This window comes from Sporosarcina sp. Y1009, from assembly GCF_057669865.1.
Window position 1 is genome coordinate 62765 of record NZ_JBYHFO010000002.1, and the last position, 13164, is coordinate 75928.

14 protein-coding genes are annotated in these 13164 nt (G+C 39.4%); all 14 read right to left on the reverse strand.

Annotation, left to right across the window (positions count from 1 at the left end):
• Positions 1–2: 2 nt before the first annotated feature.
• The 14 genes from AC25Y1_RS02925 to AC25Y1_RS02990 all read right to left on the reverse strand — a co-directional run bounded on the left by AC25Y1_RS02925 (position 3) and on the right by AC25Y1_RS02990 (position 13015).
• On the reverse strand, positions 3–1145 hold the full coding sequence (locus tag AC25Y1_RS02925; RefSeq protein ID WP_488146451.1) for a Leu/Phe/Val dehydrogenase: 1143 nt from the start codon (positions 1143–1145) through the stop codon (positions 3–5).
• Between the two features lie 28 nt (positions 1146–1173).
• Positions 1174–1578 (reverse strand): thioesterase family protein, encoded by a 405-nt coding sequence (locus AC25Y1_RS02930; protein ID WP_488146452.1) that lies wholly within the window; start codon positions 1576–1578, stop codon positions 1174–1176.
• Positions 1579–1819: 241 nt separating this feature from the next.
• Entirely contained in the window at positions 1820–2683 is an 864-nt protein-coding gene (paaX, locus tag AC25Y1_RS02935; RefSeq protein ID WP_488146453.1) for a phenylacetic acid degradation operon negative regulatory protein PaaX, read from the reverse strand.
• Between the two features lie 76 nt (positions 2684–2759).
• Entirely contained in the window at positions 2760–3620 is an 861-nt protein-coding gene (locus AC25Y1_RS02940) for a 3-hydroxyacyl-CoA dehydrogenase (RefSeq protein WP_488146802.1), read from the reverse strand.
• An 80-nt stretch (positions 3621–3700) separates the two neighbouring features.
• Positions 3701–5218, reverse strand: a complete 1518-nt coding sequence (locus tag AC25Y1_RS02945; protein ID WP_488146454.1) for an aldehyde dehydrogenase family protein — start codon at positions 5216–5218, stop codon at positions 3701–3703.
• Between the two features lie 12 nt (positions 5219–5230).
• Positions 5231–6004 carry an enoyl-CoA hydratase-related protein gene (locus AC25Y1_RS02950; RefSeq protein WP_488146455.1) on the reverse strand — a complete coding sequence of 258 codons (774 nt, stop codon included), beginning with the start codon at positions 6002–6004 and terminating at the stop codon, positions 5231–5233.
• A gap of 11 nt (positions 6005–6015) precedes the next feature.
• On the reverse strand, positions 6016–6792 hold the full coding sequence (locus AC25Y1_RS02955; RefSeq protein WP_488146456.1) for an enoyl-CoA hydratase/isomerase family protein: 777 nt from the start codon (positions 6790–6792) through the stop codon (positions 6016–6018).
• Complete coding sequence (locus tag AC25Y1_RS02960) at positions 6789–7094, reverse strand: EthD family reductase (protein WP_488146457.1); 306 nt, start codon at positions 7092–7094, stop codon at positions 6789–6791. Before AC25Y1_RS02960 ends, AC25Y1_RS02955 begins: the two co-directional genes overlap by 4 nt.
• An 11-nt stretch (positions 7095–7105) precedes the next feature.
• Positions 7106–7606, reverse strand: coding sequence for a 1,2-phenylacetyl-CoA epoxidase subunit PaaD (paaD, locus tag AC25Y1_RS02965; RefSeq protein ID WP_488146458.1), 501 nt, complete (start codon positions 7604–7606; stop codon positions 7106–7108).
• Positions 7607–7632: 26 nt separating this feature from the next.
• A complete protein-coding gene (gene paaC / locus AC25Y1_RS02970; protein WP_488146459.1) occupies positions 7633–8442 on the reverse strand; it encodes a 1,2-phenylacetyl-CoA epoxidase subunit PaaC in 810 nt (269 codons plus the stop codon).
• Positions 8439–8786 (reverse strand): 1,2-phenylacetyl-CoA epoxidase subunit PaaB, encoded by a 348-nt coding sequence (gene paaB / locus AC25Y1_RS02975; protein WP_488146460.1) that lies wholly within the window; start codon positions 8784–8786, stop codon positions 8439–8441. Before paaB ends, paaC begins: the two co-directional genes overlap by 4 nt.
• Positions 8787–8805: 19 nt before the next feature.
• Entirely contained in the window at positions 8806–9711 is a 906-nt protein-coding gene (paaA, locus tag AC25Y1_RS02980; RefSeq protein WP_488146803.1) for a 1,2-phenylacetyl-CoA epoxidase subunit PaaA, read from the reverse strand.
• A gap of 501 nt (positions 9712–10212) precedes the next feature.
• Complete coding sequence (locus AC25Y1_RS02985; protein ID WP_488146461.1) at positions 10213–10944, reverse strand: DUF2161 domain-containing phosphodiesterase; 732 nt, start codon at positions 10942–10944, stop codon at positions 10213–10215.
• Between the two features lie 100 nt (positions 10945–11044).
• Positions 11045–13015, reverse strand: a complete 1971-nt coding sequence (locus tag AC25Y1_RS02990) for an SGNH/GDSL hydrolase family protein (protein ID WP_488146462.1) — start codon at positions 13013–13015, stop codon at positions 11045–11047.
• Positions 13016–13164 lie beyond the last annotated feature (149 nt).

Below are 13164 nucleotides of genomic sequence, written 5' to 3' on the forward strand. Positions count from 1 at the left end.
AATCATGTTCGGATTGACCATTTGGGTTTTCTCGAAGGTGTATAGAAACCATTGCGTATTTTTCTAGCATTCATCCTCTTTTCGCACATTTTATTAGCTGATTCCATTGTGCATACTTGATCTATTTCTGATAGCTTGTAAACTTCTAATATTGCATCGTAGATATGTTTTGTTTTTGCGAGTACTCGTTCATGATTGATGCCATATAATTCATCAGCTACTTGTATGAGTCCGCCCGAATTAATAATATAATCTGGTGCGTGAAGTATTCCTTTTTCACGAAGTTTTTGCCCATGACTTTCATGTAAAAGTTGGTTGTTTGCTGAACCAGCAATTGCTTTTACTTTAAATTGTTGAATCGTATTATCATTTATGACCCCACCAAATGCGCAAGGGACAAATACATCAGCCTCTTGTGAATAAATATCTTCACTTGCGACAACAGTTACTGTGCCCGGGGTTGTAAGTGATTTCTTTTTAATTGCATGGAGACTCTCTTCGTTAATATCAGTCACAAATAAATTTGCCCCCGCTTCAAGTAAGCCCAACGCAACTTTAAATCCGACTTTCCCCAAACCTTGTATAGCATAAGTGACTCCGCCGAGATCATCTTTTCCAAACAATACTTTGTTCGTCGCTCTTATGCCGTATAAAACGCCTGCTGCTGTCGGAATTGAAGAATCCCCACCACCGCCATACGCTTCAGGTACGCCTACAATACAATTGGTTTCTTTCAATGAATGTATAAAATCATCCATAGTCGTTCCCATATCCGTTCCAGTGTAAAATCTTCCCCCCAAAGAATCTACAAATTGTCCAAAAGCTCGGAATAACTCCGGACTTTTATCTGTAGCAGGATCGCCGATGATAACTGCTTTCCCCCCACCGAAATCAACGTCCGCAGCCGCACATTTGTAACTCATACCCTTTGACAACCTTAATGCATCTTCTAATGCTTCTTCAACACTATCGTAAGGTTGCATTCGACAACCACCAAGTGCTGGACCTAAAGTTGTGTTATGAATGGCAATAATTGCTCGTAAACCTGTTGATGGATCATTACAAAACACTACTTGTTCATGTTCTGCCATTTGATCAAAAAGGTGGAACTTATTTTCCGTAGCTGTTTCCTCAATAAACTTCATCGAATAGCCCCCTAAAAAAACATCTTTTCTAATGAAAGTCTCTTACTTCACTGTGAAATATTTTCTCAATTTTATCTTTCGGTAAAATCACTTGCTTTACTTCTCCCACCCCAATGATTTGATTCTGTTGATAAGCTTCGATTGTTGTTATAACGATGTTGTCTTTTAGTTCGATTAATGTGGCTGTTAAAGTTACTTCTGAGCCAGCCAGAGCAGGCGATATATGTTTAACTTGTACTGATGCGCCCATTCCTTCCTCGGAACTCTCTAAAAAGGGAAGTATAATTTTTCGAGAAACCCATTCCATATGGTAAGTCATTGCAACAGTCGAATACACTGGATGAATGACTTTGCCTTCAAATGCAGCAAACATTTCATTTGTAACGACTATTTTTATTGTCTCAATTGCACCTACTCTTAAGCCGGGTTTCATCGTTTTCTCCTTTCTAAAGTTAACTAAGGCAGAAAAAAACGCCTCCTTCACTCCTTTTTAGATTTTTAATTAATCTCAAAAACTACCAAACTTAACCGAATCATATAACAATATTATAACGTAATAGTACCAATCCGTAATACGATAGTCAATAAATAATTAGAAAAATCCGTTTTTTAGGAAATAATAGTCATTGGTTTTTTCAAAAAAACTGGGAACTATTTCTTTCCCAGTTTAACGTTCATTTTTCGACAATAAGTGGATGATGTTCAGCATTATAGAAGTCATCTTTGTTATCTAGGTCATTATCTTGTTGAAAAACATTTTCAAAAAAACGACTTGCCGGATATGCAAGTAATTTATAATATTTTTCAAACAACAACGCCGCCTGATATCCGCTCCATACTTCTGGTAAAAGTTCTTTAGGTAATCCGGGATCAAAAAAAAGAAATTTACGATATTCATGTACTAGCTTCGTCCTTTCAACAAAGCACTCTTCATCAGTCATTAAATTATCTGCCATTAACAGTTGATGTTTCTCAAATTTTTCACGATATGACGTAATAAATTGTTCGTGTTTTTCGGCAATTTCTTTCAGCGGCCAACCTTTTTCAACTAGTGCACGGTTTTCTCCAGGACCACTATATTCAGCAATAAAAAAGTCTATATTTGCTTGAATATCATAACTTTCAATTAGGAGCTTAACTTCTTTTTCTAAGTTATTCGGTGAAATCCAACAGCCGTTTGCAATACTTCCAAAGCCACTCCAAACAAGTTCTTTTCTTAGTTCATCACGTACTTTTCTTTTTTCCTCTGGAATTGCGTACATGAGCATACGCCATTTTCCGTCCCATGCTTTTGGGGTCAATTCAAATATCCGAATCGCCGCCTCTTCAATTCTTGCTTTCCCACGCGGCGTTAAATAGTAATAGCTTTTATTTCCTAATTTCTCAGATTCAAGCCAACCTTGTTTCATGATCCTAGAAACTGCAACACGTACTGACTGTTCATTATGGCCAAATTCTTTCAATAAACGAATTAAGCTTCCTATCCATATTTTATTGCCGTAATGTCGGATATAATCCCCATAAATCGTAAAAATCATAGATCTTGTATTCGTCAAATTAGTTCACTCTTTCTACTTTCCTTGAACTTAACTATAACAGACCAAAAATCGATTGTTAACTATCATCGCTACCATAATCATAAACACCTTTACCACTTTTCCTGCCTAGCCTTCCAGCGTGAACGTATTGTTCCAGGAGGGGTGCAGGGCGGTACTTTTCTCCAAGTTTTTCATGTAAATATCTCAAGTTATTTAACCGCGTATCTAGCCCGACCAAATCTGCAAGTTCGAATGGCCCCATTGGATAATTTAACCCTAAACGAATGGCTTTATCAATTTCTTCAGGACTACCTAGACCTTCTTGGAGCATATAGAATGCTTCATTACCAACAAGTGCACTAATTCGACTTGTTACAAAGCCTGGAAATTCGTTTATCACAACTGTTTCTTTCCCCATCTTCTTTGCGACTTCCTGAATGATTTTCACGGTTGCATCAGTCGTTTCCAGTCCGCGAACAATTTCGACTAATTGCATTTTATGTACTGGATTGAAAAAATGCATGGCTATCGTTTTGTCTGGACGATTCGCAAAGGAAGCAATTTCAGTTGGACTCATCGTTGATGTATTCGTTGCAAAATAACAGTGAGACGGTGCATAATTTTCAATCGTTTCAAATACCTGTTTTTTAATCGATACATTCTCAGGAACAGCTTCAATTATTAAATCTGCAGTAGCAGCTACTTTGGTCAGATTGTGTTCATATTTGAGTTGTTTTTGGACGCGCTCCCTATTTTCAGTGGTCACTTTACCATAAGATAGTCCTTTATCTAACATGTTTGCGATGTCCTGGCCTGCGTTTCTTAGTGCCACTTCATTATTATCTACCAAAGTTACTTCAAAGCCAGCAAGTGCCGCTACATAAGCGATCCCTTTCCCCATTACACCAGAACCAACAACAACAATATGGTGAATCATATTCACTTTTTTTCCTCCTCCTATATGAAGAATACGGGTAGGAAACATTAATCCCCGCCCGTATTTCTGCTGTTTTCTTCTTATAGTCCGAATGGATTAATTGGTCGACTTCCGAAATAGGACATGATACTTTTCGTTTCAGAATATAAGTCAAGTGTTTCTTTAGACAGCTCTCGGCCAAACCCTGATTGTTTATAACCGCCGAACGGTGTTCCAGGGAATGCAGAAAACGGACAGTTTATCATGACAATTCCTGCTTGAATTTGATTGGCTACACGTGTCGCACGAGCACCGTTTGTTGACCAAATTGAAGAAGCAAGACCGTATTCAGAGTCATTTGCTAATGCGATGGCTTCTTTTTCATTTTTGAATTTGGAAACGACAACAACTGGTCCGAAAATTTCTTCTTGAACAACCTTCATCTCTTGTGTGACGTTACCGATTACTGTCGGCGCATACCAAAAACCATCTTCAAAGCCTTCTGGTTTCAATACTTTACCGCCAGTTAGAATTTCTGCACCTTCATCGATTGCAGATTGAACATACCCTTTAATTGTATCTAACTGCGTCTGATCAATGATTGCTCCCATATGTGTTCCTTTATCAAAAGGATCACCGATTTGAATCTTTTCAGCTTTAGCAATGAATTTTTCGATAAACTCATCATAAATGTCTTCATGAATATACATTCGTGAACGAGCGTCGCAAGATTGTCCCGTATTGTTATAGATACCATAGAGGGAGCCATCAACAGCTGCATCGATGTCGGCATCTTCAAATACTAGATTCGGAGATTTCCCTCCAAGTTCAAGTGTGACACGCTTTAACGTCGCGGAAGCTTTCCCCATAATGTCTTTTCCAATAGGCGTTGAACCCGTGAATGCTACTTTGTTCACAAGCTCGTGTTCTACTAAATAGTTACCGATTTCAGAACCAGAACCAGGAATCACGTTAACGACACCTTCAGGAACACCTGCTTCATGACAAATTTCACCTAGAATTATCGCAGTTAACGGCGTTAGCGATGCTGGTTTCAAAACAACCGAGCAACCTGCAGCAATTGCTGGGGCAATTTTCCAAGCCGCCATCATCAATGGATAGTTCCAAGGAATAATTTGTGCACAAACGCCAACCGGTTCTTTTTCCGTATAATTATGGAATTGTCCAGGTACATTATTGACTGTCCCCCCGTGTCCAACAATGGAGCCTGCATAAAATTCAAAATCCTCAATTGCTTGTGATATCTGTCCTTTCGCCGCGGCAAGTGACTTACCCGTATTTAAAATTTCAAGTTCGACGAGCTCTTTAAATCGACTTCCCATAATTTCTGCAATTTTATTTAATATGCGCGCACGTCGACCTGGAGGAGTTAGTTTCCACTTTCCATGATCAAATGCGTTTCTTGCTGCTTTAACAGCTTTTTCTGCATCTTCTTTTGTCGCTTTGGCAACTTCTGCAATTACCTTCCCCGTTGCTGGGTTGTAGATTTTGGTTCGTTCACCATTTGCGCTATCTACTTTTTCACCGTTTATAAAGAGTTTATAGTAATTACGTTTCATCGGTTCATGTTCTATTGTCTGCTCTTGAATTTTCGTCATCTATTGTACCCCCTATTGTCCTGTATACACAGGTTTTCTTTTCCCTATAAAAGCGGCAACACCTTCTCGGTGGTCATTTGTAAGGCCAGCTAACCGTTGCCCTTGAGCTTCTTGCTCCAAGTAATCATCAAAAGAAAGTGAAGAGGTTGCCTTTAAGGAACGCTTGATAATTCCTATTGCTTTCGTCGGCATATTGGCAAGTCTAGTTGCGAATGCAGCCACATCCTCATTCCATGTATCCACTTGGATTTGCCTAGTTGCTAACCCCATTGCAACTGCCTCATCAGCTGTTACTTTTTCACCTAAGATCGCCAGTTCCGTTGCTTTAGCAAGACCCACCAACTGTGTTAAGTAATAAAGATTTCCCGAATCTGGTATAAGCCCTACATGAATAAAAGCATTCATAAAACTAGCTTTTTCCGAAATTAAACGAAAATCACATGCAAGTGCTAAACTAAATCCAGCCCCAGCAGCTACCCCGTTAACAGCAGCAATAATTGGCTTTTCACAATTCCGAATTTGTTTCATCATCGGTCCGTAATGGTCTCTAAGTACTTGCCCATGATCCATATTTCCATCGACCTCCGATAAATCTTGACCGGAACAAAATGCTCGCCCTTCTCCGGTAATGACAATGCAACGAACTTCATCATCATTAGAAGCTCTTTTAATTGCGTCTTTAATTTCTCGATTCATTTGCGCTATAAAAGCATTCAGCTTGTCTGGTCGATTTAAATATACCCAAGCGACTCCATCTGTGACGTCATAACGAATTGTCTCAAACATTTAGCGCCTCCTTATTTCCCATGATAATCCGGTTTCCTTTTTTCAATAAACGCATTCATGCCCTCTTTTTGATCTTCGGAACCGAATAGTAAATAGAAGTTTTTACGTTCATATTGCATGCCTTCATATAATGGATAATCGACTGCTTTATTCACAGAGTCTTTAATAAGCCTTAAAGAAAGCGGAGGTTGTTCTGCAAGTTTCGTCGCGAATTTCATAGTTTCTTCCACTAATAATTCAGGTGCAACGATTTTGTTAATGATGCCGTGCGCGAGAGCCGTTTCCGCTGAAATCCGCTCGCCAGTCCACAACCACTCCAACGCCTTCGTTCGGCCAACCAGTTTAGTTAATCTTTGAGTCCCCCCTGCACCTGGCATTACTCCAAGGCCCACTTCTGGAAATGAAAACTCTGTTCCACTCGCCGTGATTAATAAATCGCAACAAAGCGCAAGCTCAAAACCACCGCCAAAAACAAACCCTTTCACACCGCCGATTATCGGTTTTTTTATTAATGCCAACCGATCCCAATCAGCAAATTGATTGAGGAGCTCCAAACTAATTGAATTATCACTGGTCATTTCATCAATGTCAGCACCGGCTGAAAAAGCTCTCCCTTTGCCGGTCAATACAATTACCCGGACATTATTATCACGGTCATACCCTTCCATCGCTTTGACAATTTCACCGACCATTTTTCTGTTCAAGGAATTTAATTGACGCGGTCGATTGAGTTCGATTACTGCTACATCATCGACTATGGATGTTTCAATGTATTCAAAACCGTTCATTTTACATCTTCACCAATCATTAACGTGACGAGATCACCTGCAAATCCCATTAAGTCTTTTCCAGATGCTCTTCCTTCTGAGGAGCGTAAGCCAGAATTCAACGCATCCATATCGTCATAAAACATTTCACACATCAGGTAGTATTTACCCTCTCCGCCCATGGGAGAACCTGTCATTTTCGTTACCTTCATTTCACGCAGACCTGGAATTTTTTCTGTTAGTGGACCGTGAACATTGAAATAATGCTCATCAAACGCCTCTTTGTTTTCAGGATGTTTATACAACGCGATTAATTTAGCCATTTTATCTCTCCTCACATTAGTGTTGATACGGGTTTCATTGCTTCGAATACATTTTTACAAGACTTGCAATAGAGAATGCTCCTGCATGCTGTTGGACCAAATATATTTTCCAACGTCACATAAGTGGATCCGCAATAGGCACAATCAACATGCCACGACCCGTCTTCTTCGAAATGCCGCGGGGGTGGAGAAATACCAAACTCCCGTAAATTCACATGACCTTGCTCTGTAATACGGTCTGACGTCCATGGTGGAGAAAAAACGAAATCAACTTCGACATTCCCCACTTCGGCAATACTTTTGACTGCATTTAAAGTATTCTTTTTAATAATATCCAGCGCAGGGCATCCTAAAAATGTCGGAAGTAAAACAACTTTAATGTTCTTTCCATCCGTTGTTACTTCCTCTACCATTCCAAGATCAACAATGCTAACCGAATCAATTTCAGGATCTTTAACTTGCATAAGTACTTCAAAAATGCGTTCGGTTGAAATTTCAATTGAAGTTTCCATTAAAACCACCTCTTTTCATAAACCGCTTACCAACTAGCTACTGGATCTAGCCTATATACTTCAGAAAGCGTTATTAGAGCCTGATCTAAATCTTTGGTGTGCTCTCCGTTCCGACCGTTTTTCTTTGGAATCGGAATTTCAGGAACAGTCATTTGTAAGCCTGTAAAAACAGGTTCAAGACTTAGAGACCAATTTTTTATTAAGACCTCCTCGGGTCCTATTAAACTATTACTCTCAATTAATTGTTTAGAAGCCCCAAATGAAAACATATCTCCAAAGTCATTCATAACAAGTGTTATGGCATCATTCATTTTCTTTTTTGCAACATCTGTCGAACCCATTAGTTGTTTAAACCACGTTTCCCAGTGAAGCCGGTGATAATACAATTCCATTTTCACTTTTATTGCCACTTCTGCAAGTGGCACATAGGAACTTTTACAAAGTGAATCAACTTTCACTCTTTTCGCTTGCGTGTAAAAATAACTTCTTACGACTGCATAAGCCCAGTCATATAAAGGGGTTTCCATATAAACACCTTCACCATTCACACGTTCTGTTAAAATACTGTTTCTTCGTTCAGAAGACGGACGTAAATGAGCTAAGTCATCGGCAGTTCCCACTTCCAATTCCTCAAGGAGTTGATAATACATTGCTGCATGCCCCATGCTGTCTTGACTAATTGAGGAGGAAGCGACATCCTCTTCAATATGAGGGGCGAGTCCAAGCCATTCTGAACCGCGGAAGGAGTACATCAAATCATCATCTGCAAGCTGAAACAATAGACTAGTTAATGCTTCTTTATAGTCCGCACTCATCACGTTTTCGGTACTGCTCATTTTCTTTTCCCTCCCCATGACAGTATTTCTTTTTCATCTAATATTTCTTGCTCGTACTTTCGCCACTTTTTTCTTAAATACCCATAACCTTTTGTCATGCGGTAATCTTTATTATCCAAACGGCTGAGCGATAACTTTTCATCGGCATTCATTTTTCTGATGTGTTTTCGGTTTACAATCCAAATATCCACGACCGCTTCACGTCTCATAAAATTCTCTTGTGCCAAAACGAGTGCCATATCTTCATTCGGTGCTAGCAGGCTAAATTGGTATTGAAACGGTGAACTATGTGTTCGTTTGCTAAAGATTTCATATTCCTGATAAAATGATTGCTCTTCAGCCATTTATGATGGTCTCCTTTCGTTAACTGACGGTTGCTCTCAGTGCATCGCGCACCCATGCATTATTTTCGTAAGAAGTACGTCGCAAATTGAGCCTAGCCTCGGACCTTGGACCGTTATTTCGGATTATTTTCAAAAACTCGTTCCAATCAGGTTGTTGATAAGACCATAAGTTAGCTTTCTCGTCAAAGTGAATTGTTGGATCTGGAATCGTCAATCCAAGTGATAAAATTCGCGGAATGTATTTATCAAAAAACAGTTGTCTGAACTCTTCATTTGTTTTGGTGCGTATTTTATATTTAATTGTTAAATCTTGTTTTGATGACCCAGTCGTTTCTTTACTCGCAGGTCCAAAGAACATTAATAGTGCTTCCCACCAACGATTCAGGGCTTCTTGAATCATTTCTTTTTGCTCAGGTGTTCCTTCTACTAATGCAAGAATTATAGACTCGCCGTGTTGTGCATGAAATACTTCTTCGGCGCAAATACGTTTCAAGGCCCTCGCATATGGTCCGTATGAAGCTCTTAGCATATCCGTTTGAGTAATAATTGCTGCTCCGTCAACGAGCCAGCCAATAATCCCTGCATCCGCCCATGTTTTTGTTTCCATATGAAACACATTATGAAACTTTAAATCTCCGTTAAACAAATCCTGCATTAAGTCACCGCGATTTTTCCCATAAGGTACAAGAAGATCTTCTGTAACCCGAAGAAGCAATTGACCGTGACCCATTTCGTCTTGCACCTTGGCCATAATTCCTAATTTCCGATTGAGCGATGGTGCTCTAGGAACCCACTCTTTTTCCGGAAGTGCTCCCATGATTTCACTCATTCCGTGCATGGAAATTAACTTAATCAATGTCAATCTGTATTCGTCGGGCATCCAGTCATCGGCTTCTATTTTCTCATCTGCTTCAATACGCTCCATAAAATGCGCTAATCGTTCATCATCAGTATTTCTAATAGTCGTCAAACTCGATTCCTCCCTTCAACTATCGTATGCATCCAGATTACCTTGTATAACACTTTTATAACGTCAGTATATAATGTAGTAATACCATTTGCAAGTTAATTCAGATAATTTTATCGAGAATTTTTTATTTATTGGGTTTATGTGAATGGGGAAGTTGTGTTTTGCTTGTTTTAGTCGGTTTTGTAGCCGCGAGATTGCGGTGCGGGAATAAACTCGTGAGCAACGGGAGCAAACTCATCCGATACGGGAACAACGAGTCTCGATACGGGAATAAATGTGCGCGAGAACGCGGTGCGGGAATAAACTCGTGAGCAACGGAAGCAAACTCATCCGATACGGGAACAACGAGCATAGATACGGGAATAAATTTGCACTTTAGTCGTTTCGTGAGTTGCTTTGGCCGTTTGAAAGATTTTCACGATATCACCACATAAAAAAACCGATAAAATGCGGATATTACCGCTCATATCGGGTTAATTCATTATAGTATTCAACTAGTTCTGGGTATTCTTTCAACCCATTTATTCCAGTATCACTTATTGTATAAATCCCCCTTTCTACTTTTTCAAACCAGCCATCATAGTTTTTTTGGAGAATTTGATAGGTTTTTTCTCCTGTTCCGATTTCACGCAATATTTTTGCTGATAAAGGCCCGTGATGGATCAAACAACAAGCGATATGGATACAATTCTCTTTATAGGAAGTCATGATTTTCAACTTATTGCTTCCCCCTATATTGAAGTCGCCAGTCCTTCCTTCAATTTCAGACAGCAATCGGACTCTTCTTTTTTTACTAAGTTGCATGCTTTTAAGACGATCAAAGGGGGTTGGGTGATGGATAACCTTTATTTGTTCTTTATTTTCATTAAAGGAAACAAGGAGTAAACCCACTTCTAACCTTCTCATCAAATAACAAATATCTCGCCACTTTTGAGACCGAAAACTTAACTTAGGCTTTGGTATTGCGACGTATACCTGGTCGGACAAACGCTGTCTCTTTGTCGCCTGCATGACGAGTTCCAAGTTTAATCTAAGTTTTAATTCGACAATAATAAGTTCGTCTTCTTTTACGGCTACGACATCACAGTCGTTAACCTCTCCGTAAACATCATATCCTTCTGAGGTAAAATAATCTTTAACCGGTTTATATAAATCAACTTCATAAAGTTTCGTTTCATCATTTTTCATGGCAATCAACCCCTTAGTATTAACGCACTCAAAAAAGCTACCTTATTCCAATTGACCTTGGAATAGTGGTAGCTTTATGCTTATTCTATCTGATTCCGCTTTAAGATAAAACTTTTTTCGGTTTTATTGCCAAAGTAGCGACTCCTGTTACTAGAAGTAGTGCTCCGAATAACAGCAAGCTGAAATTATTTGTTGCAGTGTTTGGTAATTTCTTTCCATCAGTTGCTGGCTTCGGCTTTTTAGTTTTATCAGTTTTAGTTGGATCTTTAACTACTGGTGGGGTTTTATCATCATCCTCTTTTGGTTTCTCAGTTACAGGAGGATCCTCTTTTTCTACATCTAGTTGAGCGAAAACGCCGTAGTTAGAGAAGTGAGCAACTTCCAAGCTAATTTCTTTTGACTCTTTATCTACTTTCCCATCCTGACTTTTCCAAACCCCTTTAGCTTCGTCATAATAATAGATGTCCACATCAAATGATTCGTCTGCATCGTAACCCATTACAAGTTTGAATTTCCCTTCGTAATCATCAAATCCTACCGGAAACTCAAATTTAAAGTTAAGTACCTCACCGACAGCTTTCAATCCCTCTGCCTTTTTCAGTGCATCTTCACTTGTTGGAGTGACTGTTAACGTTGTTCCTTCTGGTAGGTCAGTTGGTAATAATAGGCTTACATCTGTACCGTTAATAAGAATTTTTTGGCCCGCACTAACATCGACTTTTTTGTTTAGATCGATACTTTTTTCACCTGGTTCTTCTGGCACAATTTTAGGAAATGACTTGCCTATTTCTCCCATGAAAGCCCCCGTAATAGCTACATATCCAGCTTCGTTCGGGTGAATGTTATATGGGTTAGGAACTAGATAATTATTCGCTTCAAACAAATGAGCCGTTGGTATAAAAGTTGCGCCTAATCCATTAGTAGGCGTCTGTATTGCTAAATTTAATCCATTTAATAGCGGTGCTATCATATTTTTGTCCAAATAAGGCAACGCATTGTAATATCCCATAACATGAATTTCGGCTGTTGGATTTATACTCTTGATGGCACCAAGTATTTTCCCTATATTCATACCGACCGTTTCAATTTTCCCTGGAATTTTTCCAAACACATCAACGAGCGTCAATATATTTGTCAATAAAAGCATTGCTGCGTTTGCAACAGCGCGTGCTTCAGTTGCTACGTTTGCAGCAGTTTCCGCATTTTCGACCGATACCTTTCCAGTATCCGCCGCTGTTGCTGCTATAGTTATTTGTCCCTTAAACATTTGTACACTTTCTGTAAATTCCAGTGGTATAAATGCTTCAACACTTTCTATTATCGCTACTGCGGATGTTAGGCTATTCGAAGCATCCTCTAATGCGTCTACTCCAATGTTTTCTACATCAGCTACACTAGCTACTGCATTAGCAATTGCATCTTCTAATTCAATTATTTTTTGTTCCGCAATACCCCAGATTGGAGTTCCTTCTAGCATAGCTCTAAGTCCTGCTATTAATGGACCTGCCGTTGCTGCAACACCATCAATAGATGTTTTTGCTTTTCCAATATCAACTTGTGCTGTTGCTATTGCACCCTCTGCAGCAGATTCTGCTACAGTCGCTGCAGCTACAGCATCAGTCGCTGCTTGTTGCAAACGTGCAAGTCCTTCGGGCGTCATATATTCAGGTTTAAAACTAGCAACTAGATCAGGATTTTCTCTGATGAGCGCGAGCAATTCCGCTAACACATCATTCGCCCCAACACTAATTGTAATTAAATCTGCTGATGCCAGTTCTGCTGACACTTCAGTTAATCCACCGAGGACATCAACCGTAGTGTATCCGTTCTCCCCTTTGTTCGTTAAATTCACATCATAACCGCGTGATTCTAAATCATTCACAATGTTTCCAACATATCCCTCGCTAGGTAGGTTTGTATTGAGCGTCCCTTTTGCCAATGAATCTCCTAACGCAACATAATTAACAGTTGGTTTATCCCCCGAACCTGCAAGTGCGGACATTGGAGCAAAAGCGAGTAGAAAAGCTAGCATTAATAGTAGTGCGCGAGACCGTTTAATAACTTTTTGCATATTTACTCATCACCCTTTCTCTTTGTTCTTAATAGAAATCCTTACCTTTAAAAACCATACCAATTACAGTAATGTAAAATCTAGGCATTTAGCCTTTACGCTTATACTTCGATCTGTAATCCCCCCCTTTTTTAGTGCTTTTTCTCTAT